General features: G+C 70.3%; 17 protein-coding genes and 1 tRNA gene. 17 read left to right on the forward strand and 1 reads right to left on the reverse strand.

All coding sequences use genetic code 11. The annotated features are described in order from the left end of the window. The first annotated feature begins 1,614 nt into the window (after window positions 1-1,614). The 5 genes from BZY54_RS09630 (at window position 1,615) to clpX (ending at window position 6,484) form a co-directional block, all read left to right on the forward strand. Window positions 1,615-1,691 (forward strand) — tRNA-Pro (locus BZY54_RS09630). A 212-nt stretch (window positions 1,692-1,903) separates the two neighbouring features. After that, the gene (tig, locus tag BZY54_RS09635; protein WP_086724524.1) at window positions 1,904-3,292 is read left to right on the forward strand and encodes a trigger factor; all 1,389 of its coding nucleotides are present in this window, start codon (window positions 1,904-1,906) and stop codon (window positions 3,290-3,292) included. Window positions 3,293-3,587: 295 nt separating this feature from the next. Beyond that, window positions 3,588-4,193 (forward strand): ATP-dependent Clp protease proteolytic subunit, encoded by a 606-nt coding sequence (locus tag BZY54_RS09640; RefSeq protein ID WP_167413973.1) that lies wholly within the window; start codon window positions 3,588-3,590, stop codon window positions 4,191-4,193. 154 nt (window positions 4,194-4,347) lie between these two features. Then, the gene (locus BZY54_RS09645) at window positions 4,348-5,028 is read left to right on the forward strand and encodes an ATP-dependent Clp protease proteolytic subunit (protein WP_086724528.1); all 681 of its coding nucleotides are present in this window, start codon (window positions 4,348-4,350) and stop codon (window positions 5,026-5,028) included. A gap of 169 nt (window positions 5,029-5,197) precedes the next feature. Then, complete coding sequence (gene clpX, locus BZY54_RS09650; RefSeq protein WP_086724555.1) at window positions 5,198-6,484, forward strand: ATP-dependent Clp protease ATP-binding subunit ClpX; 1,287 nt, start codon at window positions 5,198-5,200, stop codon at window positions 6,482-6,484. A gap of 109 nt (window positions 6,485-6,593) precedes the next feature. On the opposite strand, the gene BZY54_RS09655 is transcribed toward clpX, so the two are convergent. Beyond that, window positions 6,594-7,562 (reverse strand): hypothetical protein, encoded by a 969-nt coding sequence (locus tag BZY54_RS09655; RefSeq protein WP_086724530.1) that lies wholly within the window; start codon window positions 7,560-7,562, stop codon window positions 6,594-6,596. Between the two features lie 136 nt (window positions 7,563-7,698). Between BZY54_RS09655 and BZY54_RS09660 the strand changes: the two genes are divergently transcribed. The 12 genes from BZY54_RS09660 to BZY54_RS09715 all read left to right on the forward strand — a co-directional run bounded on the left by BZY54_RS09660 (window position 7,699) and on the right by BZY54_RS09715 (window position 24,236). Continuing rightward, on the forward strand, window positions 7,699-10,350 hold the full coding sequence (locus BZY54_RS09660; RefSeq protein ID WP_086724532.1) for a valine--tRNA ligase: 2,652 nt from the start codon (window positions 7,699-7,701) through the stop codon (window positions 10,348-10,350). A gap of 157 nt (window positions 10,351-10,507) precedes the next feature. Next, complete coding sequence (folC, locus tag BZY54_RS09665; protein ID WP_086724534.1) at window positions 10,508-12,025, forward strand: bifunctional tetrahydrofolate synthase/dihydrofolate synthase; 1,518 nt, start codon at window positions 10,508-10,510, stop codon at window positions 12,023-12,025. Between the two features lie 6 nt (window positions 12,026-12,031). Beyond that, entirely contained in the window at window positions 12,032-12,397 is a 366-nt protein-coding gene (locus BZY54_RS09670; protein ID WP_086724535.1) for a DUF4233 domain-containing protein, read from the forward strand. A 64-nt stretch (window positions 12,398-12,461) separates the two neighbouring features. Beyond that, window positions 12,462-12,875, forward strand: a complete 414-nt coding sequence (gene ndk, locus BZY54_RS09675) for a nucleoside-diphosphate kinase (RefSeq protein WP_086724537.1) — start codon at window positions 12,462-12,464, stop codon at window positions 12,873-12,875. A 294-nt stretch (window positions 12,876-13,169) separates the two neighbouring features. Beyond that, a complete protein-coding gene (locus tag BZY54_RS09680) occupies window positions 13,170-14,189 on the forward strand; it encodes a rod shape-determining protein (protein ID WP_030381728.1) in 1,020 nt (339 codons plus the stop codon). A 163-nt stretch (window positions 14,190-14,352) separates the two neighbouring features. After that, the gene (gene mreC, locus BZY54_RS09685) at window positions 14,353-15,318 is read left to right on the forward strand and encodes a rod shape-determining protein MreC (protein ID WP_086724539.1); all 966 of its coding nucleotides are present in this window, start codon (window positions 14,353-14,355) and stop codon (window positions 15,316-15,318) included. A 15-nt stretch (window positions 15,319-15,333) separates the two neighbouring features. Next, window positions 15,334-16,014, forward strand: coding sequence for a rod shape-determining protein MreD (mreD, locus tag BZY54_RS09690; RefSeq protein ID WP_086724541.1), 681 nt, complete (start codon window positions 15,334-15,336; stop codon window positions 16,012-16,014). A gap of 137 nt (window positions 16,015-16,151) precedes the next feature. Beyond that, window positions 16,152-18,413, forward strand: coding sequence for a penicillin-binding protein 2 (mrdA, locus tag BZY54_RS09695; RefSeq protein ID WP_086724543.1), 2,262 nt, complete (start codon window positions 16,152-16,154; stop codon window positions 18,411-18,413). Continuing rightward, the gene (rodA, locus tag BZY54_RS09700) at window positions 18,410-19,609 is read left to right on the forward strand and encodes a rod shape-determining protein RodA (protein ID WP_086724544.1); all 1,200 of its coding nucleotides are present in this window, start codon (window positions 18,410-18,412) and stop codon (window positions 19,607-19,609) included. The genes mrdA and rodA overlap by 4 nt, the downstream gene beginning before the upstream one ends. A 64-nt stretch (window positions 19,610-19,673) precedes the next feature. After that, window positions 19,674-21,215: a CYTH and CHAD domain-containing protein gene (locus BZY54_RS09705; protein WP_086724546.1), complete on the forward strand. Its 1,542-nt coding sequence runs from the start codon at window positions 19,674-19,676 to the stop codon at window positions 21,213-21,215. A gap of 71 nt (window positions 21,216-21,286) precedes the next feature. Next, window positions 21,287-23,236 (forward strand): TIGR03960 family B12-binding radical SAM protein, encoded by a 1,950-nt coding sequence (locus tag BZY54_RS09710; RefSeq protein ID WP_086724548.1) that lies wholly within the window; start codon window positions 21,287-21,289, stop codon window positions 23,234-23,236. A gap of 214 nt (window positions 23,237-23,450) precedes the next feature. Continuing rightward, window positions 23,451-24,236 (forward strand): TIGR03936 family radical SAM-associated protein, encoded by a 786-nt coding sequence (locus tag BZY54_RS09715; protein WP_086724549.1) that lies wholly within the window; start codon window positions 23,451-23,453, stop codon window positions 24,234-24,236. The last annotated feature ends 618 nt before the right edge of the window (window positions 24,237-24,854 follow it).

Raw genomic sequence — 24,854 nt, forward strand, 5'->3', positions numbered from 1 at the left:
ACGCCCCTGCCGCACGGGTGCTCGCATATCGCACGCGTATCGCAAGAAGACGCGAGCAATCGGGGCGCCCGGTCTGCCAGACCCGCGCCGAGCTCCCGGCCCGCTCCTTGCAACCTCACCCCACCGCCCCGCCACGCACCCGACTCCGCCGGACGTGCCCGTCCGCACGGCACCGGACCGGCTTTCGTCGGCCGTGACCCCTGCGGCCGGGAGATTCCGCCTCGCAGCCGTCTGGGCCTCGCCGGGCGCGGCGTGCGCGCAGTGCCCGACCCGCTCTCGTGGGCCCGTGACCTGCGCGGTCCGGGGGCTCCGCTTCGTGGTCGTCCCGGTCTTGCAGGGAGGGACCGGTCGTGTGGCACCCGAGCAGCTCTTGGCGGCCCGCAGTTGCGCCCGGCCCTGGGGCATGCGTCTCGCGGTCGTCTGGGCCTCGCCGGGCGCGGCCGTCCGTGCAGTGCCTGACTCGCTTTCGTCGGTCCGTGACCTGCGCGGTCCTGGAGCCGCTTCGTGGTCGTTCCGGTCTTGCGGGGAGTGATCGGTCGCGTGGCACCCGAGCCGCTCTTGGCGGCCCGCAGTTGCGCGCGGCCCTGGGGGCATGCGTCTCGCGGTCGTCTGGGCCTCGCCGGGCGCGGCGGTCCGCGCAGTGCCCGACCCGCTCTCGTGTGGTCCGTCACCTGCGCGGTCCGGGGGCTCCGCCTCGTGGTCGTCCCGGTGTCGCGGGGAGTGGCCGCCCGCGCGGCGTCCGGCCCGCTCTCTCGGCCCGCAGGCCTGCGCGGCACAGCGGCATGTGCCTCGCGGTCGTCCGGCCTCGCTCGGCGCGACCTGCTCTCGGCGGCACGCAGAACCGCGTGGCCCGGGTAGGCGCCTCGTGGCCGTCCCGGCCTCGCCGGCCGACACCCCGCGCGGCACCCGGGTCGCCCTTCCGCTCATGCCTCGAACCACGCTCCGGCGCTCGCCGGTGCGGCCTCGCGGCGTCGGTCCGCACGGGCCTCCCCGGTTCCGTCGGTGCCATCCGTGTGCACGGGCATCCCAGGTTCCGTCGGGATCGGCCGACCGCGGGCATCTCGTTCTGTCGGGAGCTCACCGGCGCCGGGCACCCGGCCTGTCGTCCGTGGTCCTGCCGGCCAGCCTCGGCGGCCGGTGCCCCGGTGCCCGGCCGGCGTCCACCGGAGCCCAGGCCGATGTCCCCGGACCCGGCCGCGTCCCCGTCCTGCCCCTGTGTCCTGCGTCCTGCGCAGGGTGCCGGCCCGGGCCCGCCATCCTGTGCCAGTTCCGCGCCCAGGCGCCGCAGCAGCCCACGCGCCCCGCGCGGTGGCCCGCTCAGCAGCCACCCACCAGCCCGCAGCGCCCCTCCCGGATGCCGTCCCTCCCGGGGCGCCGTCCCGGCGGGGCCAATCCCCACACCCCTGCCACCCGGCAGCCCCCTCACAGCACCCAGACCCCTCCGTCACCGGCGTTACTGCGCCATTCGTGTGGGGGCACGCGTGAGCGGAGTGGGTTTGCGCTGGGGGCGCTCACGGCCTGTCGCGGAGGGGGAGTGGAGTCGCGGTGGCGGGGCCATCGGGAAATGCTGCGGTCGTACTGCCTGCGGGCATGTACCCTACGTGTCGCACCAGACGGGGTGTGGCGCAGCTTGGTAGCGCGTCCGCTTTGGGAGCGGAAGGCCGTGGGTTCAAATCCCGCCACCCCGACCACCCGCCGACCGCCGGTCGGCGCCACCTCGCATGACGCGCGTGATCCCCTTGGCGATCGCCTTTTGGGACGTCGAGCGGCTGCGGCTACTATGCAAACTGCGCGCCCGTGTGTCCGGCCTCCTGGGCCTACGAACTCCTCCGGGCGGCGAATCCGCCGGACCGCTCTCTGGCCCCGGCGAAACCCGAGAAGTCAGCCACAAGGAGACCGAACCGTGAAGAGCGCCGTGGAGACCCTGAACCCGACCCGGGTTCGGCTCACTGTCGAGGTGCCCTTCGAGGAGCTCAAGGACAGCCTCGACGCGGCGTACAAGAAGATCAACCAGCAGGTCACGGTGAAGGGCTTCCGCAAGGGCAAGATCCCGGCCCGGGTCATCGACCAGCGGTTCGGCCGCGGTGCGGTTCTGGAGGAGGCCGTCAACGACGCGCTTCCGAGGTTCTACACCGACGCGGTCAACGAGGCCGAGCTCAACCCCCTGGGCCAGCCCGAGGTCGACATCACCGAGCTGAAGGACGGCGAGACGCTGAACTTCACCGCCGAGGTCGACGTCCGTCCGACCATCGAGATCCCGGACTACTCCGGCATCGAGGTCGAGGTCGACGCCGTCGAGGTGACCGACGAGGACGTGGAGAAGGCCGTCGAGCAGCTGCGCGAGCGCTTCGCCTCCACCTCCCCGGTCGAGCGCGCCGCCGAGGACGGCGACGTCGTCACCATCGACCTGGAGGCCAAGGTCGACGGCGAGGTCCTCGAGGACGGCATCGCCAACGGCGTCTCCTACACCATCGGCTCCGGCGAGCTGCTGGACGGGATCGACGACGCCGTGAAGGGCCTGGAGGCCGGTGGCGAGGCCACCTTCACCTCCGAGCTCAAGGGCGGCTCGGCGGCCGGCCGGGAGGCCGAGGTCACCGTCAAGGTCACCGAGGTCGCCGCCCGCGAACTGCCGGAGCTGGACGACGACTTCGCTCAGCTCGCCTCCGAGTTCGACACCCTCGAGGAGCTGAAGGCCGACAGCCGCACGCGCCTGGAGAACATGAAGCAGTACGACCAGGCCACGCAGGCCCAGGAGCGCGTCCTGGACAAGCTGCTGGAGCTGGTCGAGGTGCCCGTCCCCGAGAAGCTCCTCGAGGACGAGATCAACACCCGTAAGCACAACCTCGAGCACCACCAGCTCGCCCAGATGGGCCTCACCCTCGACAAGTACCTGGAGCTCCAGGGCAAGACCGCCGAGGAGTTCGAGACCGAGACCCGCGAAGCCGCGATCAAGGGCATCAAGACCCAGTTCGTGCTCGACGAGCTCGTCAACAAGGAGAAGCTCAACGTCAACCAGGAGGAGCTCACCGAGCACCTCATGCGGCGCGCTGCCTCCTCCGGCATGTCGCCCGACCAGTTCGCCCAGGCCGTCGTGCAGCAGAACCAGGTTCCGCTGCTGGTCGGCGAGGTCGCACGCGGCAAGGCCCTGGCCGTCGTCGTCGAGGCCGCGACCGTGAAGGACACCAACGGCGAGATCGTCGACCTGGACGACGAGGACGAGGACGAGGCCACCGAGGCCGAGACCGCCGAAGCCTCCGCCGAGGGTGAGGGCGAGGACAAGGCCGAGGCCTGATCCGCGGCTTGATCCGCGCGCGTCGTCCGCGACGCCGTACGTACGATGGGCCCTGGGGAACTGCTCCCCAGGGCCCGTTGTCGTGACCGGCCACCGCTAACCGAAGGCCCCGGCGCTACGCCCCCGGCGAACACTCCCGTTACCGGGATTCCCCGAAGGGAGCCGCGCGTTAGGGTCCATGAATACGAGGGCAGGGGAGTCCCCGAAACCGGCCGGACGGCCCCACGCCCCGGCAGAACACGTGAGACGGCCCGGCGCCGTCGTAAGACGAGCAGGTGGATACGTGACGAATCTGATGCCCTCCGCCGCCGGCGAGCCTTCCATCGGTGGTGGCCTCGGCGACCAGGTCTACAACCGGCTGCTCAACGAGCGGATCATCTTCCTCGGCCAGCCGGTCGACGACGACATCGCGAACAAGATCACCGCACAGCTGCTGCTCCTTGCCGCCGACCCGGACAAGGACATCTACCTGTACATCAACAGCCCCGGCGGCTCGATCACGGCCGGCATGGCGATCTACGACACCATGCAGTACATCAAGAACGACGTGGTGACCATCGCCATGGGCCTGGCGGCCTCGATGGGCCAGTTCCTGCTCAGCGCGGGCACCCCCGGCAAGCGCTTCGCGCTGCCGAACGCCGAGATCCTGATCCACCAGCCGTCCGCCGGCCTGGCCGGTTCGGCCTCGGACATCAAGATCCACGCCGAGCGGCTGCTGCACACCAAGAAGCGGATGGCCGAGCTCACCTCGCAGCACACCGGCCAGACGGTCGAGCAGATCACCCGCGACTCGGACCGCGACCGCTGGTTCGACGCCCACGAGGCCAAGGAGTACGGCCTCATCGACGACGTCATCACGCACGCCGCCGGCATGCCGGGCGGCGGCGGCACCGGGGCCTGAGCCACTCACCCGGGGGCCCCACAGGCCCCCTGAGCCGCTTCCTCGGAGGCGCCGAACCTTCCGTGACGGGCCCGAAGGCCTGCACGGCTCCCGGACCTCCGCGCAGCCCAGCCAGCCCCTCAGCCGACCGCCCAGCCCCCTTCCAGGAGACATCGTGAACGACTTCCCCGGCAGCGGCCTCTACGACCGTACGCGTGCCGAGTACACCGGCCCCACGGCCGAGTCCCGCTACGTCATCCCGCGCTTCGTGGAGCGCACCTCCCAGGGCATCCGCGAGTACGACCCGTACGCGAAGCTCTTCGAGGAGCGCGTGATCTTCCTCGGCGTCCAGATCGACGACGCCTCCGCCAACGACGTGATGGCGCAGCTGCTGTGCCTTGAGTCGATGGACCCCGACCGTGACATCTCGGTCTACATCAACAGCCCCGGCGGCTCCTTCACCGCACTGACGGCCATCTACGACACGATGCAGTTCGTCAAGCCCGACATCCAGACGGTGTGCATGGGCCAGGCGGCCTCCGCCGCCGCGGTGCTGCTGGCCGCCGGCACGCCGGGCAAGCGCATGGCCCTGCCGAACGCGCGAGTGCTGATCCACCAGCCCTACAGCGAGACCGGCCGCGGTCAGGTCTCCGACCTGGAGATCGCCGCCAACGAGATCCTGCGGATGCGCTCGCAGCTGGAGGAGATGCTGGCCAAGCACTCCAACACGCCGATCGAGAAGATCCGTGAGGACATCGAGCGCGACAAGATCCTCACGGCCGAGGAGGCGCTGTCGTACGGGCTGATCGACCAGATCATTTCCACCCGGAAGATGAACAACGCCACCGTCCGCTGACGCGGACAACACACCCGCCCGTCGCTCCTTGGCACGGTCACGTCGAAGTGAACCGTGCCAAGGGGGGCCCGAACGGGGGGCCCGGCAAGGTACCGTCGACATAAGGCAGCACCAGGAGCCGCTGGACCCAATGTGTCCAGGCGTCTCCCAGGCGAAGGGGAAGCACACCGTGGCACGCATCGGTGACGGCGGCGATCTGCTCAAGTGCTCGTTCTGCGGCAAGAGCCAGAAGCAGGTCAAGAAGCTCATCGCAGGGCCCGGTGTGTACATCTGCGACGAGTGCATCGATCTCTGCAACGAGATCATCGAGGAGGAGCTCGCGGAGACCAGCGAGGTGCGCTGGGAGGAACTGCCCAAGCCCCGCGAGATCTACGAGTTCCTGGACGGCTACGTCGTCGGCCAGGAGGCGGCCAAGAAGGCCCTGTCCGTCGCGGTGTACAACCACTACAAGCGCGTCCAGGCCGGGGAGAACGGCGGCGGCCAGGGCCGCGAGGACGCCATCGAGCTCGCCAAGTCCAACATCCTGCTGCTCGGGCCCACGGGCTCCGGCAAGACCCTTTTGGCCCAGACCCTGGCCCGGATGCTGAACGTCCCGTTCGCCATCGCCGACGCCACGGCGCTGACCGAGGCGGGCTACGTCGGCGAGGACGTCGAGAACATCCTGCTCAAACTGATCCAGGCGGCCGACTACGACGTCAAGAAGGCCGAGACCGGGATCATCTACATCGACGAGATCGACAAGGTCGCCCGTAAGAGCGAAAACCCGTCGATCACCCGCGACGTCTCCGGCGAGGGCGTCCAGCAGGCTCTGCTGAAGATCCTGGAGGGGACCACGGCCTCGGTCCCGCCCCAGGGCGGCCGCAAGCACCCGCACCAGGAGTTCATCCAGATCGACACGACGAACGTCCTGTTCATCGTGGGCGGCGCGTTCGCCGGCCTGGAGAAGATCATCGAGGGCCGGGCGGGCGCCAAGGGCATCGGCTTCGGCGCGACGATCCGCTCCAAGCGGGAGCTGGAGGCCAAGGACCAGTTCGAGGACGTCATGCCCGAGGACCTGGTCAAGTTCGGCATGATCCCGGAGTTCATCGGCCGTCTGCCGGTGATCACCAGCGTCCACAACCTGGACCGCGAGGCGCTGCTGAAGATCCTGGTCGAGCCGCGCAACGCCCTGGTGAAGCAGTACCAGCGCCTGTTCGAACTGGACGGCGTGGAACTCGACTTCGAGCGCGAGGCCCTGGAGGCGATCGCCGACCAGGCCATCCTCCGCCAGACCGGCGCGCGGGGCCTGCGCGCCATCATGGAGGAGGTCCTCATGTCGGTGATGTACGAGGTGCCCTCCCGCAAGGACGTGGCGAGGGTCGTCATCACGGCGGACGTCGTCCACTCCAACGTCAACCCGACCCTGATCCCGAGGGACGCCCGCGGCCGCGGAACGGGCGAACAGAAGACGGCGTGACGCCGTCCCGGCCGGCGGCGTGAGCGCCGTCCGGCCGACGGACACGAAAGGGGCCCCGGTCGCGCGACCGGGGCCCCTTTCGTGTTCTCGCCGTACCGCGTGCCCGGCGTCAGGCCTTGACGCGGACCTCCTTGCGGAGCTTGGCGGTGATGTCGGCGGCGGTTGCCGGGTCGGTGGTCTTGCCCGCCAGCATGCCGGCCATCTCCATCGGGATGACGAAGCCGAGCGTGCTGTGGTCGCCCCAGATGCAGACCGTCATGTTCATCGACTTCGGCTCGCCCTGCTTGCCGCCGGAGTTGTCGATCTTGGCCTGCTGGCACTTGAGAACCGCCCCGTCGAGCGCGGACGGCGAGTACGCCTTCGGATCGCCGACCAGGGTGACGTCCTCGTCGTCGCCACCCTTCTTGGTCTCGTCCTTCATGTGGGCGAACATCGCGTCGACGGTCTTCTCGGGGTCGTCGATGGTGCCGTAGACGCCGCTGAACTGGATCTGCTTCATGGCCAGCGGGTTGCTCTCGTCCCCGGACTGGTACGCCGCGCTGACGTCCTTGGGGTTGTGCACGCCCCACTTCTCGGCGTCCTTCATGTCGTCCTTCGACATGGTGCCGCTGTCGCTCTTGGACTTCTTGTACTCGGTCAGCACCGTCTCCGGCGTCGTCAGCTTGTGCGGGCCGTCGTCGGCCACCGAGCTGCCGCCACCACCGCCGATCAGGAAGTACGCGCCCACCGCGATCGCGGCCACGACCGCCACCGCGCCGATGATCAGACCGGTCTTCTTCTTGCCGCCGTTGGAGGCCGGGGGCTGCGGGACGGCGCCGTAGGGCGGCTGCTGGCCGTACTGGGGCTGCTGGCCGTACTGGGGCTGCTGACCGTACGGGTTCGGCTGGGGCGGGACGCCCTGCGGGGCCTGCTGAGGGTAGCCGTAGCCCGGCTGCGGGGCCGGCGGCTGCTGGGGGTAGCCATAGCCGGGCTGCGCGGGCGGCGCCTGCGGCGGCTGCTGGCCGTAGGGGCCCGGCTGGCCGTACGGTCCGGGCTGCTGAGGCTGCCCGCCGTACGGGCCCGGCTGGTTGTAGCTCATTACTGGGTTCCCCTCCAGATGCTTATGTGTTCCTGACATCCTGGCGCAGGCCCGGGGGACGCAGGGCGTCGGGGTGGCGACCGTTACAGAACAAATGCGGTTCGGGACCGCGCCGTGACCCCTCTAAACTGACCCCGTGACCGAGAACGCTCAGCAGCAGCCACCAGCGCCCGACACCGAACTGCCGACCCAGTACGCGCCGGCCGACGTAGAGGGGCCGCTGTACGAGCGCTGGGTAGAGCGGGGTTACTTCGAGGCGGACGAGAAGAGCGACAAGCCGCCGTACACCATCGTCATCCCGCCGCCGAACGTCACCGGCTCGCTGCACCTGGGGCACGCCTTCGAGCACACCCTCATCGACGCCCTCACGCGCCGCAAGCGCATGCAGGGACACGAGACGCTGTGGCAGCCCGGCATGGACCACGCCGGCATCGCCACGCAGAACGTCGTCGAGCGGGAGCTGGGCAAGGAGGGCAAGTCCCGGCACGACCTCGGCCGCGAGGCCTTCGTCGAGCGCGTCTGGCAGTGGAAGGGCGAGTCCGGCGGGCAGATCTCCGGGCAGATGCGCCGCCTCGGCGACGGCGTGGCCTGGTCCCGTGAGCGCTTCACCATGGACGAGGGCCTCTCGCAGGCCGTCCAGACCATCTTCAAGCGGCTCTACGACGACGAGCTGATCTACCGCGCCGAGCGCATCATCAACTGGTGCCCCCGGTGCCTTACGGCCATCTCGGACATCGAGGTGGAGTACCAGGACGACGACGGTGAGCTCGTCTCGATGAAGTACGGCGAGGGGGACGACACCATCGTCGTCGCCACCACCCGTGCCGAGACCATGCTCGGTGACACCGCCGTCGCCGTTCACCCCGACGACGAGCGCTACCGGCACCTGGTCGGCAAGCTCATCAAGCTGCCGCTGACCGACCGCTCCATCCCGGTCGTCGCGGACGAGCACGTCGACCCGGAGTTCGGCACGGGCGCCGTCAAGGTCACCCCGGCCCACGACCCGAACGACTTCGAGATCGGCCAGCGGCACAACCTGCCCTCGCTCACCGTCATGGACGAGCACGCCGTCATCACCGCGCACGGCCCCTTCCAGGGCCTGGACCGCCTGGAGGCCCGCTCCGCCATCGTCGCCGCGCTGCGCGCCGAGGGCCGGATCGTCGCCGAGAAGCGGCCCTACGTCCACTCCGTCGGGCACTGCTCGCGCTGCAAGACCACCATCGAGCCGCGCCTGTCCATGCAGTGGTGGGTCAAGGTCGGCCCGCTCGCGAAGGCCGCCGGTGACGCGGTCCGCGAGGGCAAGGTCAAGATCCATCCGCAGGAGATGGAGAAGCGCTACTTCGACTGGGTCGACAACCTCCACGACTGGTGCATCTCGCGGCAGTTGTGGTGGGGCCACCGGATTCCGGTGTGGTACGGGCCGAACGGCGAGGTCGTCTGCGTCGGGCCCGACGAGGAACCGCCGAGCGGCGAGGGCTGGCACCAGGACAGCGACGTCCTCGACACCTGGTTCTCCTCCGGCCTGTGGCCCTTCTCCACCCTGGGCTGGCCCGAACAGACCGAGTCGCTCGCGAAGTTCTACCCGAACTCCGTCCTGGTCACCGGCTACGACATCCTCTTCTTCTGGGTCGCCCGGATGATGATGTTCGGCCTGTACGCGATGGACGGCACCCCGCCGTTCCACACCATCGCCCTGCACGGCATGGTCCGCGACCAGTTCGGCAAGAAGATGTCGAAGTCCTTCGGCAACGCGGTCAACCCGCTGGACTGGATGGACAAGTACGGCTCCGACGCCCTGCGGTTCACGCTCGCCCGCGGCGCCAACCCGGGTGTGGACGTCCCGATCGGCGAGGACTGGGTCCAGGGCTCGCGCAACTTCGCCAACAAGATCTGGAACGCCACGCGCTTCGCGCTGATGAACGGCGCGACGGTGGACGGTCCGCTGCCCGACGCCTCGAGGATGTCGGCCACCGACCGCTGGATCCTGTCCCGGCTGAACGCCGTCGTCGCCGAAGTCGACGCGTACTACGACGACTTCCAGTTCGCCAAGCTCTCCGACGCGCTGTTCCACTTCGCGTGGGACGAGGTCTTCGACTGGTACGTCGAGCTGTCCAAGACGGTCTTCCAGGCGGGCGGGGAGCCGGCGGAGGTCAGCAAGCGGGTCCTGGGCGAGGTCCTGGACGTCACGCTCAAGCTGCTCCACCCGGTCGTCCCCTTCGTCACGGAGACCCTGTGGACGACGCTGACCGGCGGCGAGTCGATCGTCATCGCCGAATGGCCGAAGGCCGTGTCCGTGCCTGGTGCCGACGCACCGGGTGGCTTCCGCGACGCCGACGCCGAGCGGGAGATCGAGACCCTCCAGTCCGTCATCACCGAGGTCCGCCGCTTCCGCGCCGACCAGGGCCTCCAGCCCGGCCAGCGCGTCCCGGCCCGTCTCACCCTGGACGGTACGGCGCTCGCGCCGCACGAGGCCGCCATCCGCCAGCTGCTGCGCCTGCAGCCGGAGGGCGACTCCTTCACGGCCACGGCCACCCTCCCGGTCGCCGGCGCCGAGGTCGCCCTCGACCTCTCCGGCACCATCGACGTGGCGGCGGAGCGCAAGCGCCTCGCGAAGGACCTGGCCGCGGCCGAGAAGGAGAAGGCCCAGGCGACGGCGAAGCTCGGCAACGAGGCGTTCCTCGCCAAGGCGCCGGACCACGTGGTGGAGAAGATCCGCACGCGGCTGGCGAAGGCCGAGGAGGACATCGCGCGGATCGCCGCGCAGCTGGAGCGGCTGCCGCAGGCCTGACGTCGCTAGGCCGCCGAAGGCCCCGGAGTCGTCACGGCTCCGGGGCCTTCGGCCGCCCCGGCGGCACGACTGCCCGCAGGACGACAGCGTGCCGCCGCGCCCGCCCGTGCCGCCCCGGCGGCACGACCGGCCGCACCCGGGTACGTACACTGGCCCCGTGAGTGAGCTCCCCCCGGACAGCAGTGGCCAGCCCGATCCCCTCGAGTCGTTCGACGAGATCATCGCGGCCGAGACGGACCGCGACCCCGATCTCGCGGTGATCGAGGCCGGTAGCCGCACCCTGCGCACCCAGGGCGGTGCGCCGGGCGCCGAGGCGCCCGCCCGTCCCGAGGACCCCGAGGTCGACAAGGCACTGCGCGAGGTCGAGGCGGAGCTCGCGACCCGCTGGGGCGAGACCAAGCTGGAGCCCTCGGTCAGCAGGATCGCCGCGCTGATGGACGTGCTGGGCGAGCCGCAGCGGTCGTACCCGTCCATCCACATCACGGGCACCAACGGCAAGACCTCCACCGCCCGCATGATCGAGGCCCTGCTCGGCGCCTTCGAGCTGCGCACCGGCCGGTACACCTCGCCGCACGTGCAGTCGATCACCGAGCGGATCAGCCTGGACGGCGCGCCGATCTCCGCCGAGCGGTTCATCGAGACGTACCAGGACATCAAGCCGTACGTGGAGATGGTCGACGCCGCGCAGGAGTACCGGCTGTCGTTCTTCGAGGTGCTGACCGGCATGGCCTACGCGGCCTTCGCGGACGCTCCGGTGGACGTCGCCGTCGTCGAGGTGGGCATGGGCGGCACCTGGGACGCCACCAACGTGATCGACGCCGACGTGGCCGTGATCACCCCCATCGCGCTCGACCACACCGACCGGCTGGGCACCACCCCGGCCGAGATCGCGGGGGAGAAGGCCGGCGTCATCAAGCAGGACGCCACCGTGATCATGGCGCAGCAGCCGGTGGACGCGGCGCAGGTGCTGCTGAAGAAGGCCGTGGAGGTCAACGCCACGGTGGCCCGCGAGGGCCTGGAGTTCGGCGTGGTCGCCCGGCAGGTGGCCGTGGGCGGGCAGCTGCTGACCCTGCGCGGCCTGGGCGGCGAGTACACCGTGGTGTACCTGCCGCTGCACGGCGCGCACCAGGCGCACAACGCGGCCGTGGCGCTCGCCGCCGTCGAGGCGTTCTTCGGGGTGGGCGCTCAGCGCGCGGAGCCGCTGGACGTCGAGACGGTCCGCAGGGCGTTCGCGTCCGTCTCCTCGCCGGGCCGGCTGGAGGTGGTGCGCCGCTCGCCGACCGTCGTGCTGGACGCCGCGCACAATCCGGCGGGCGCCCAGGTCACCGCGGAGGCCGTCCGGGAGGCGTTCGACTTCAGCCGGCTGATCGGCGTGGTCGGAGCCAGCGGCGACAAGAACGTGCGCGGTCTGCTGGAGGCCTTCGAGCCGATCTTCGCGGAGGTCGTGATCACCCAGAACTCCAGCCACCGCGCGATGGACGCGGACGAGCTGGCCGCGATCGCCGTCGAGGTGTTCGGCGACGAGCGGGTCCAGGTCGAGCCGCGGCTGCCGGACGCGCTGGAGGCCGCGATCACGCTCGCCGAGGAGGAGGGCGAGTTCGCCGGTGGCGGTGTGCTGGTCACCGGCTCCGTGATCACCGTCGGTGAGGCCCGGCTGCTTCTCGGGAAGGGCTGATCCGACATGCGTACGCTGTGTTCCTCGACCCTGATCGGTGAGTTCTTCGTCATCGGGTTCGCCGCGCTGGTCGCGATGAAGGACCCGGGTCTTTCGATGGCGAGCGTGTGGACGGTCAGCGGCATAGCGATGGCGCTGTGCGTGCTGCTGTGCGGCGTGGTGACCCGGCCCGCCGGAGTGGTGCTCGGCTGGGCGCTGCAGATCGCGCTGATCGCCTCCGGTGTCGTCGTCCCGACGATGTACTTCCTGGGCGTGGTGTTCGCCGGGCTGTGGTGGGCCTCGGTCCACTTCGGGCGGAAGATCGACGCGGCGAAGGCGAGATTCGCGGCGCAGTCCGCCGAGGCCGGATCCGCTCCGGCTGACGCTGCGTGACGGCGCCGGGGACACGCACTGTAATCTCGTCCCACCGCACATCTGTCAGGAGAAGGAGTCCCCAGTGACCCAGCGCACCCTCGTCCTCCTCAAGCCCGACGCCGTCCGTCGTGGCCTGACCGGCGAGATCATCAGCCGTATCGAGCGCAAGGCCGGCTGGCAGATCACCGCGCTGGAGCTGCGCACCCTGGACACCGACACGCTGGAGCAGCACTACGGCGAGCACAAGGGCAAGCCGTTCTACGAGCCGCTGGTGGCGTTCATGTCCTCCGGTCCGGTCGTGGCCATGATCGTCGAGGGTGAGCGGGTCATCGAGGGGGTGCGCGCCCTGGCCGGTCCTACCGACCCGATCGCCGCCGCTCCCGGCTCCATCCGCGGGGACTACGGCGTGATCGTCCGGGAGAACCTGATCCACGCCTCCGATTCCGAGGAGTCCGCCGAGCGCGAGGTGAAGATCTTCTTTCCCGGCCGGGTCTGATCCCCGCTTTTTCTGACGCATCGTCAGCTCGTCAGTGTGTCTGACCTGGGCGGCCGTGGAAAACGGCCGCCCTGCGGCATATGCGATGCCGATCGGGGGAACGCGTGCCCCCGATGGACCGTCTCCACAAGCGAGGCGGTACGCCATCTGCTGACAATGGCGGAGACCCTCGCGCAGTGTTCGTGCAGGCGCGTCTACGATGGAAGCCTTCACGTCACAGCACCCACCTCGCCGTACCTGAAATGCCCTCAAAAGCTCCCAGGGAAGGCCAGACGAATCCTGATGGGGAACTCAATGTCGTTCATCGGCCGTGACATGGCTGTCGACCTCGGGACCGCCAACACGCTGGTGTACGTCAGGGGTCGCGGGATCGTACTCAACGAGCCGTCCGTCGTCGCGATCAACACGAACACCGGTGGAATCCTCGCGGTCGGCGCCGAGGCGAAGAAGATGATCGGGCGCACGCCCGGCAACATCGTGGCCGTGCGCCCGCTCAAGGACGGCGTCATCGCGGACTTCGAGATCACCGAGCGGATGCTCCGCTACTTCATCCTGAAGATCCACAAGCGGCGGTATCTGGCTCGTCCGCGTGTCGTGGTCTGCGTGCCCTCCGGCATCACCGGCGTCGAGCGCCGCGCGGTCATCGAGGCCTCCTCCCAGGCCGGCGCCCGCCAGGTGCACATCATCGAGGAGCCCATGGCCGCGGCCATCGGCTCCGGCCTGCCGGTCCACGAGGCCACGGGCAACATGGTGGTGGACATCGGCGGCGGCACCACGGAGGTCGCGGTCATCTCGCTCGGCGGCATCGTCACCGCCCAGTCCATCCGCGTGGCGGGCGACGAACTGGACAACGCGATCATCCAGCACGTCAAGAAGGAGTACAGCCTTCTTCTGGGTGAGCGCACGGCCGAGCAGATCAAGATCACGATCGGTTCGGCGTACGACCTGGACTCCGACGAGCACACCGAAATCCGCGGCCGGGACCTCGTCTCCGGGCTGCCGAAGACCGTCGTCATCTCGGCCGCCGAGGTCCGCAAGGCGATCGAGGAACCGGTCAACGCGATCGTCGACGCCGTCAAGACGACCCTCGACAAGTGTCCGCCGGAGCTGTCCGGTGACATCATGGACCGGGGCATCGTGCTGACCGGTGGCGGGGCGCTGCTGCGCGGTCTGGACGAGCGGCTGCGCCGGGAGACCGGCATGCCCATCCACATCGCGGAGGACCCGCTGGACAGCGTGGCGCTCGGCTCCGGCAAATGCGTGGAGGAGTTCGAGGCGCTCCAGCAGGTCCTGGACGCCCAGCCGCGCAGATGACACAACTCTTCGATTCCGCCGTACGAGATGGTCTCCGCTCGTGCGGCGGATCGTTGATATAGAGGCATAAGCTCCCACAAATGGGCCCCTTGAGAGTGCGCTCAGGGTCAGCGCTTCTCGGGGGCCACCCAATTTCCGACCAGGAAGGGCACGGCCGCCGCACGTGAGGGACACGAAAGAGAGCCGGCTGCTGCTGGTGCTGCTGATCGCCATCGCGTTCGCGCTGATCACGGTGGACATCCGCGGTGGGGAGAACTCCCCGGTGGACGGTGCCCGGCAGGCCGCCGCCGCCGTCTTCGGCCCGATCGAGAACGGTGTGTCGGGCGCGGTCAATCCGGTCGGCGACGCCGTCTCCGCGGTCCGTGACTCGGGCGAGCGTCACGACCGGCTCGCCGCGCTGGAAAAGGAGAACGCCGCCCTCAAGGCCAAGCTCGGCAGCAACGACCGCAACCGCAGCCGCCTCGACCAGCTGAACCGGATGCTGAAGCTGGCCGGCCAGGGCCAGTACGGCATCAAGGGCGCCGAGGTCATCGCCATAGGAGCCGCGCAGGGCTTCTCCTGGACCATCACCATCGACGCCGGTGCCAACGACGGCATCAAGCGCGACATGACCGTGCTCAACGCCGACGGCCTCGTCGGCCGGGTCACCACCGTCGGCCCGGACTCCTCCACCGTGCTGCTCGCCAACGACCCCGACTTCACCGTCGGCACCCGAATGGAGGGCAGTGACGAACTCGGCTTCGCCTCCGGCCAGGGCGACCGCCCGCTGCGCGTCCAACTCCTCAACGGCAAGGCGGACGTGAAGAAGGGCGACCGCCTGGTCACCTTCGGCTCGCAGGGCGACAAGCCCTTCGTGCCGGGCGTCCCGGTCGGTGTCGTCTCCCGTGTCGACCCCGCCGGCGGTGACCTGACCCGCACCATCTACGTCACGCCGTACGCCGGCTTCAGCAAGCTCGACGTCGTCGGCGTCGTGGTCCAGGGGCCGAAGAAGGATCCGCGCGACGAGGTCCTGCCGCCCAAGCCCAAGCCGACACCGACGCCCACGGTGACCGTGACGGTCACCCCGTCCGCCTCCGCGGACGCGGGCGGCGGGCCCGACGCGCAGTCCACCGACGGCCAGCAGCAGTAGGAGCGAGAAGTACCCATGCGTCTCAACCGGATCCTGCTCTCCACCGCGTTGGTCGTCGTCGCCCTGGTGGTCCAGGTGAGCGTCCTGTCCCGGCTGCACCTGCCGGGCGCCGTCCCCGACCTGCTGCTGCTCACCGTCCTCGCCCTGGCCATGGTCTACGGGCACGTGGGCGGCGCCCTCGTCGGCTTCGGCGCCGGACTGCTCGCCGACCTCGCCCCGCCCGCCGACCACGCCGCCGGCCGCTACGCCCTCGTGCTGTGCGTCATCGGCTATCTCGCCGGTCTCATCAAACCCGAGACCGGCCAGGTCAAGTCGGCCACCGGGCCGATGGCCGTGGTGGTCGCCGCCGCCCTCGGCTCGACGCTGCTGTACGCGGGTGTCGGCGCCCTCGTCGGCGACACCGCCGCCCGCCATGTCGGCCTGGCCGGCCTGCTGATCAGCGCGGCCGTCTACGACCTGCTGCTCGCCCCGTTCGTCGTCCCCGGCATCATGGCGCTGGCCCGGCGCTCGGAGCACGACCCGTTCTCGGAGACCGCCGCCGCCTCCAAACAGGCGACCGACATCTCCTCCGGCTGGCTCTCCTCGGGCACCGGGCTGCGCATCGGCGGCCAGCGCGGCACGCTCGGCGGTCTGAAGACCAAGGCCCGCAACCGCACCACCCGGGTCGGCCGCATCAAGGGGGTCAAGCGGCTGTGACAGCACGGCAGTCGACCGTCCCCGGCGTTCACAGCTTCGTCGGATACCACTCCTACCGGCCGTACCGGCGTCTCTCGTGCCCGCACCAGGCGTACCGGCACGGCTCGTTCACACACTGAGAGGGGGAGGCAGCACCAGTGACCAACATCCCCGAGACCGGCCGGACCCCACGGGTCCAGATCCGGCTCGTCGTCATCCAGATCCTCGTCCTCTCCCTGCTCGGCACCCTCGGCGGCCGGCTGTGGTACCTGCAGATCCGTGAGGGCGCCCAGTACCAGAAGGAGGCGTCCGGCAACCACGTCCAGCAGGTGGTCCAGCCCGCCGTGCGCGGCTCCATCCTGGACGCGCGCGGTGTGCCGCTCGCCGACAACGAGGCCCGGCTGGTGGTCTCCGCCTCCCGCACCGACCTGCTCAAGCAGAAGGACGACGGCAAGGCGGTCCTCACCAAGCTCGCCGGCGTGCTCGGCATGTCCGCGCAGGAGGTCATGCAGAAGGTCCGGCTGTGCGACGCCAAGACGCCGCAGCCCTGCTGGAACGGTTCGCCCTACCAGCCCATCCCGATCACCGACGAGGCCACCCCCAAGCAGGCCCTGGAGATCCGGGAGCGCTCCGAGGACTTCCCCGGTATCACCGCCGAACCCGAAGCCGTGCGCAGCTATCCGGGCCCCGGCAAGTCCAACACCGCGCAGGTGCTCGGCTACCTCTCGCCGGTCACCGACGAGGAGGTCCAGCAGGCCAAGGACACGGCCTCGCCCTATCTGCGCTCCGACATGGTCGGCCGCTCCGGCCTGGAGCGGCAGTACGACCAGGCGCTGCGCGGCAAGGCCGGCGTGACCCGCTACGAGGTCGACAACCTCGGCCGGGTCATCGGCAAGGCCAAGGCGGATGCAGCCGAGCCCGGTTCGAACCTCGTCACCAGCATCGACGCCCGGGTGCAGCGGGTCGCCGAGTACGAGCTGGACAAGGCGATGAAGGCCGCCCGTCAGCAGTACGACAAGATCACCGGCGAGAACTACAAGGCGGACTCCGGTGCCGTCGTCGTGATGGAGGCCAAGACCGGCCGGGTCGTGGCCATGGCGTCCGCGCCGACCTACGACCCGAACGTCTGGGTCGGCGGCATCTCCGCCAAGGACTACAAGGCGCTCACCGGCAAGAACTCCGACTACCCGCTGCTGAACCGCGCCATCCAGGGGCAGTCCGCGCCCGGTTCGACCTTCAAGGTGGTCTCCACCGCCGCCGCGGTGCAGGCCGGTTACGACTTCAACGGCAACTACCCCTGCACCAGCTCCTACTCCGTCGGCGGCCAGGTCTTCAAGAACTTCGAGGGCGAGAACTTCGGCCCCATCTCCCTCGGCCGGGCCCTGGAGGTCTCCTGCGACACCGTCTTCTACGGACTCGCGGACAGCGAGTGGAAGAAGGACGGCGGCATCAACCCCAAGGCCGGCCAGCCCAAGGACTGGTTCTTCAAGACCGCCCACCAGTTCGGCCTCGGCAAGAAGACCGGCATCGACCTGCCCAACGAGGTCAAAGGCCGCGTCCCCGACCGCCAGTGGAAGCTGGACTACTGGAAGGCCAACAAGGACGCCTGGTGCAAGACCGGCAAGAAGGACGGCAGCTACGTCGAGAAGATCTATTACGAGAACTGCCTCGAGGGCAACAAGATGCGCGAGGGTGACGAGATCAACTACTCCATCGGGCAGGGTGACACCCTTCTCACCCCGATCCAGGAGGCCGTCATCTACGGCGCCATCTCCAACGGCGGCACCATGTACACCCCGACCATCGGCAAGGCGATCGTCAGCCCCGACGGCAAGCACGTCACCGAGATCAAGCCCCAGTCGCACGGCAAGCTGCCCATCACCAAGGCCACCCGCGACATGATGGACCAGGCCCTCGCCGGCGTCGCCACCCGCGGTACCGCCGCCTGGAAGTTCAGTGGCTGGCCGCAGGACAAGATCCCGCTGCACGCCAAGACCGGTACGGCCGAGGTCTACGGCAAGCAGACCACGTCCTGGCTGGCGACCTACACCAAGGACTACTCGGTCATCATGACCATCTCCCAGGCCGGTACCGGTTCCGGCGCCTCCGGTGAGGCGGTGCGCAACATCTACAGCGCCATGTACGGCGTGCAGGCCGACGGCTCCATCGACAACAAGAAGGCTCTGCTGCCCACCCCGGAGAAGAGCCTGCCCAAGATCCAGCCGGACGGCACGATCAACGCCCCGAAGATCCCCGGTGACCCGGCCAAGGACCAGGAGAAGGTCGCCACGGAGGTCGCCCAGCAGGGCGGCACCGCCAACCCGGACGACCAGACGGCGGCGACCACACCGTCCCCGACGAACAACAGCAACACCCGCAGGCGCCCGCGCGGCAGGAGAGGCCGGAGGAAGACCGCATGACCGGCGCGAACAGCTTCTCCGTCCCCGGATACGGACCGCAGCGGGCCGGCTGGACCCGCCTGTTCGCCCGCGACTCGGTGACCCGCCGCCTGGACTGGCCGATGCTGCTGGCCGCGCTCGCGCTGTCCGCGATCGGCTCCGCCCTGGTCTTCTCGGCCACCCGCAACCGCACCGAGATCAACCAGGGCGACCCGTACTACTTCCTGGTCCGGCACCTGATGAACACCGGCATCGGGCTCGCCCTGATGGTCGGCACCGTCTGGCTCGGCCACCGCGCACTGCGCAACGCCGTGCCGATCCTCTACGGCGCCTCGGTCTTCGGCATCCTGCTGGTGCTCACCCCGCTCGGCGCCACCATCAACGGCAGCCGCAACTGGATCGTGCTCGGCGGTGGTTTCTCGCTGCAGCCCTCGGAGTTCGTGAAGATCACGATCATCCTGGGGATGGCCATGATGCTCGCGGCCCGGGTCGACGCCGGCGACAAGAAGTACCCCGACCACCGCACCGTCCTGCAGTCCCTGGGGCTGGCCGCCGTACCCATCCTGATCGTGCTGCTCATGCCCGACCTCGGCACGGTCCTGGTCCTGGTGACCATCATCCTCGGGGTGCTGCTCGCCTCCGGTGCCTCCAACCGCTGGGTCTTCGGCCTGCTCGTCGCGGGCGTCGTCGGCTGCATCGCCATCTGGCAGCTGCACATCCTCGACGAGTACCAGATCAACCGGTTCGCGGCCTTCGCCAACCCCAGCCTCGACCCGGCCGGCGTCGGCTACAACACCAACCAGGCCCGGATCGCCATCGGCTCCGGCGGCCTGACCGGCGCGGGCCTCTTCCACGGCTCCCAGACCACGGGCCAGTTCGTCCCTGAACAGCAGACGGACTTCGTGTTCACGGTGGCGGGGGAGGAGCTGGGCTTCCTCGGCGCGGGCCTGATCATCGTGCTCCTGGGCGTCGTCCTGTGGCGGGCCTGCCGCATCGCACGCGAGACCAGCGAGCTGTACGGCACCGTCGTCGCCGCCGGGATCGTCGCCTGGTTCGCCTTCCAGGCCTTCGAGAACATCGGCATGACCCTGGGCATCATGCCGGTCACCGGCCTGCCCCTGCCGTTCGTGTCCTACGGCGGCTCGTCGATGTTCGCGGTCTGGGTGGCGGTCGGCCTGTTGCAGTCGATCCGGGTGCAACGCCCCATGTCGGCGTGAGAGCCCGCAGGACGGGGCCGGATCGGAAGGCGCTTCGGGCCGCGATGGCGCCTACATTCGGTTCATGGCGGCCACCAAGCGAGAGATCGAGCGGAAGTACGAGCCGGAGAAGCCGAACGAGCCGGACCGGCCGGACGCGGGCCTGCTGCCCGACCTGACCGGCGCCGGCCCGGTCGCGGCCGTCGTCGCCGAGGGCGTCGCCGTACTGGACGCCGTCTACTACGACACCCCCGACGAACGCCTCTCCGGCGCCGGACTCACCCTGCGCCGGCGCACCGGTGGCACCGACGCGGGCTGGCACCTGAAACTCCCGGTCGCCCCCGACGTCCGCGACGAGATCCAGGCCCCGCTCTCCGACACCGTGCCGCCCGACCTCGCCGGGCTCGTGCGCTCCCGCGTCCGCGACAGGGAGCTGCGGCCCCTGGTCCGCCTCCGCTCCGAGCGCACCGTCAGCCACCTCCTCGACGCCGGCGGCACGCTGCTGGCCGAGGTGAGCGTGGACGCCGTACGGGCCGAACGGCTGACCGGCGTCGGCGGCACCGCCCGGTGGACCGAGATCGAGGTCGAACTGGCCGACGGCGGCGACCCCGCGCTCCTGGACAAGGTGGAGAAACGGCTCCGCAAGGCCGGCCTGCGACGCTCGGCGGCCCCCTCGAAACTGTCCCGCGCCCTGGCCGAGACCGCCCCGCCGGGCCGCCCCCGGGCGGGCGGCGAACCGGCACCCGTCACAGCCGGCGACCACGTCCTGGCCCATCTGCGCGCCCAGCGGGACGCCCTGGTCGCCCTCGACCCGGCCGTACGCCGGGACGCCGAGGACTCCGTGCACCGCATGCGCGTCACCACCCGCCGGCTGCGCGGCGCCCTGCGCAGCTACGGCAAGGTCCTGGACCGGACCGTCACCGATCCGCTCGGCGCGGAACTGAAGTGGCTCGGCGGCGAGCTCGGTCTCGACCGCGACCAGGAGGTCCTCACCGAACGTCTCACCGCCGACCTCGACGCCCTGCCCGCCGAACTGGTGACCGGACCCGTCCGTGCCCGGCTGCGGACCTGGTCCCGGGAGCGCCGCACCGGCTCGCGCCGCCGGCTCCTCGCCGTCCTCGACGGCCACAGGTACCTGCGACTGCTCGACGCCCTGGACGCCCTGCTGGCCGACCCGCCACTGCGCCCGGCAGCCGCGGGCGATCCGGCCGAGGTGCTCGCCCGGGCCGTGCGGAAGGATTTCGCGAAGCTCTCCACCGGGCTCGGGCAGGCCCTCGCCCTGCCGCCCGGCACCGACCGGGACCTCGCCCTGCACCAGGCCCGCAAGCAGGCCAAGCGGACCCGTTACGTGGCCGAGGCCGCCGCGCCCGCCCTCGGCGACCCGGCGACCGGTGCGGCGCGGGCGGCCAGGACCCTCCAGAGCCTGCTCGGCGACCACCAGGACAGCGTCATGACCCGCGAGACCCTGCGCGAGCTCGCCGGGCAGGCGCACAAGGCACGGGAGAGCTCGTTCACGTACGGGGTGCTGTACGGGCGGGAGGAGCGGCGGGCGGCCGACCTGGAGGCGGAGCTGCCGGGCGTGTGGGCGGACCTGCGGCCGTGCGGGACAGTCCTGCGCCCGGGTTAGGCTTGATGGTCACGCTCCCCCAGCCCTCGGCCGGGGGGACCCCCAGTCAGCTCACGAAGGTAATCCCCGCGATGTCTGTCGAGTCGGTCTTCCCACAGCTCGAAGCTCTGCTCCCGCATGTGCAGAAGCCGATCCAGTACGTGGGCGGCGAGCTCAACTCCACCGTCAAACCCTGGGACAGCTGTGACGTCCGCTGGGCGCTCATGTACCCGGACGCGTACGAGGTCGGCCTGCCCAACCAGGGCGTCATGATCCTCTACGAGGTGCTCAACGAGCGGGAGGGCGTCCTCGCCGAGCGCACCTACAGCGTGTGGCCCGACCTGGAGGCGCTGATGCGGGAGCACGGCGTCCCGCAGTTCACGGTGGACAGCCACCGCCCGGTCAAGGCCTTCGACGTGTTCGGTCTGTCCTTCTCCACGGAGCTGGGCTACACCAACATGCTCACGGCGCTGGACCTCGCGGGCATTCCGCTCCAGGCCAAGGACCGCACGCTCGACGATCCGATCGTGATGGCCGGCGGCCACGCGGCCTTCAACCCGGAGCCGATCGCCGACTTCATCGACTGCGCGGTCATCGGCGACGGCGAGCAGGCGGTGCTCGAGGTCACCGAGATCGTCCGCGCCTGGAAGGCCGAGGGCCGCCCCGGCGGCCGGGAGGAGCTCCTCTTCCGCCTGGCGCGCACGGGCGGGGTGTACGTCCCCGGCTTCTACGACGTCGAGTACCTCCCCGACGGCCGCATCGGCCGGGTCGTCCCCAACAAGTCGGGCGTCCCGTGGCGCGTGTCGAAGCACACGGTGATGGACCTGGACGAGTGGCCGTACCCCAAGCAGCCGCTGGTGCCGCTCGCGGAGACGGTCCACGAGCGCATGTCGGTGGAGATCTTCCGCGGCTGCACGCGTGGTTGCCGCTTCTGCCAGGCCGGCATGATCACCCGTCCGGTGCGCGAGCGCTCCATCACGGGCATCGGCGACATGGTCGACAAGGGCCTGAAGGCGACGGGCTTCGAGGAGGTCGGCCTGCTGTCGCTGTCCTCCGCGGACCACTCGGAGATCGGCGACATCGCCAAGGGCCTCGCCGACCGCTACGAGGACGACAAGATCGGCCTGTCCCTCCCCTCCACCCGGGTGGACGCCTTCAACATCGACCTGGCGAACGAGCTGACCCGCAACGGCCGCCGCTCGGGTCTGACCTTCGCCCCGGAGGGCGGCTCGGAGCGCATCCGCAAGGTCATCAACAAGATGGTCTCGGAGGACGACCTGATCCGTACCGTCGCCACGGCGTACGGCAACGGCTGGCGCCAGGTGAAGCTGTACTTCATGTGCGGCCTGCCGACGGAGACGGACGACGACGTGCTGCAGATCGCCGACATGGCGACCCACGTCATCCAGAAGGGCCGCGAGGTCTCCGGCTCCAACGACATCCGCTGCACGGTCTCGATCGGCGGTTTCGTCCCCAAGCCCCACACGCCTTTCCAGTGGGCGCCCCAGCTCTCCGCCGAGGAGACGGACGCCCGCCTGGAGAAGCTCCGGGACAAGATCCGCGGCGACAAGAAGTACGGCCGCTCCATCGGCTTCCGCTACCACGACGGCAAGCCCGGCATCGTCGAGGGCCTGCTCTCGCGCGGCGACCGCCGCATCGGTGCGGTCATCCGCGCGGTCTACGAGGACGGCGGCCGCTTCGACGGCTGGCGCGAGCACTTCTCCTACGACCGCTGGATGAGCTGCGCCGACAAGGCGCTGGCCCCCTACGGCGTCGACGTCGACTGGTACACCACCCGCGAGCGCTCCTACGAGGAGGTCCTGCCCTGGGACCACCTGGACTCGGGCCTGGACAAGGACTGGCTCTGGGAGGACTGGCAGGACGCCCTCGACGAGACCGAGGTCGAGGACTGCCGCTGGACGCCCTGCTTCGACTGCGGCGTGTGCCCGGCGATGGACACGAGCATCCAGATCGGCCCCACGGGCAAGAAGCTGCTGCCGCTGACCGTGAAGCAGCCGGCGGGCAGCGGTCACGCGCACTGAGCCCCGCCGGACGAGCCACGGAGCCCGCGGCCGACGGCAGCCCGCTGCTGCCGCCGGCGGTGGGCTCCGCCACGTCCGGCGGGCGGGTGCCGTGGGCCGGCGGGAACCTCCGGGGCCTCGGGCACGTACTCTTGATAGCAGTAGGACCGCTCTCACGAAGGACTGAACGACACTGGGCAAGCGACAGCCCGAAGGCCCGCCGCCCGCACCCGCGGTGCAGCGCATCCGACTGCGCTACACCAAGCGCGGCCGCCTCCGGTTCACCAGCCACCGTGACTTCCAGCGCGCCTTCGAGCGTGCGCTGCGCCGTGCCGAGGTGCCGATGGCGTACTCGGCGGGGTTCACGCCGCACCCGAAGGTGTCCTACGCCAATGCCGCACCCACCGGCACGGGCAGTGAGGCGGAGTACCTGGAGATCGCGCTCACCGAGTCCCGCGACCCGGAGCGGCTGCGTGTCCTCCTCGACGAGTCGATGCCCTCCGGGCTCGACGTCGTCGAGGCGGTCGAGGCCCGTACGTCGGGACTGGCCGACCGGCTGACGGCTTCCGTGTGGGAGCTGCGGCTGGACGGCGTGGACCCGGCCGAGGCCGAGCGCGCGGTCGCGGCCTTCACCGGCGCCGGGAGTGTCGAAGTACAGCGCCTGACCAAGAACGGCATGCGCACCTTCGACGCCCGCCCCGCGGTCGTGAGCCTGGAGAACGCGGAAACGCACCCTTCGGCGGCTGATAGGCCGACCGGCCAGCCCTGTGCGATACTGCGGCTGGTTGTTCGGCACGTGACGCCTGCCGTACGACCCGACGACGTCCTGTCCGGTCTCCGCGCCGTGGCCGACCTGGCGCCGCCGGTCCCCGCAGCGGTGACCAGGCTGGCGCAGGGGCTGCTCGATGAAGAGACCGGCACGGTGACCGACCCGCTCGCGCCCGACCGCGAGGCAGACCCGGCCGCCCCGGCCGCTTCAGTAGGGGCCGCCGACGCTGCCGCCGCGACGGCGTCGGCTTAGGGAAGGTTCCGTAGGGACGGACGTCGAAGCGCCGCCCTCGTACTCGGGAGCCACCTGGGTCGGGCAGCGCACCGACCAGAAGACTTTCGCCAGGCCGTGCGCGACAAGGCGTACGGAACCGGCGAGACAGGACACAGAGAGCTCCCGTGCGGCGCCCGCGCCCCGGACGGCGGCCATCGCGCAATCGCGTGGCCGCGGACGTCAACGGCCCGATCGACATGATCGGCGCCGGACCAGCGCGGCGCCCGGGAGCCTGACGGGAGATACGCCCGCATGCTCGGACCGAACGAGCCCACCCAGGGTTCCGAAGAACTGAACACCCCCAGCGACACCCTGCCGCCGCGTCGCCGGCGCCGTGCCGCGTCCCGCCCGGCGGGCCCGCCCGCCGGGCGGGACGCGGCACGGCGCCGGCGACGCGGCGGCAGGGTGTCGCTGGGGGTGTTCAGTTCTTCGGAACCCTGGGTGGGCTCGTTCGGTCCGAGCATGCGGGCGTATCTCCCGTCAGGCTCCCGGGCGCCGCGCTGGTCCGGCGCCGATCATGTCGATCGGGCCGTTGACGTCCGCGGCCACGCGATTGCGCGATGGCCGCCGTCCGGGGCGCGGGCGCCGCACGGGAGC

It is taken from the genome of Streptomyces carpinensis (assembly GCF_002154505.1).
Classification (GTDB): domain Bacteria; phylum Actinomycetota; class Actinomycetes; order Streptomycetales; family Streptomycetaceae; genus Streptomyces; species Streptomyces carpinensis.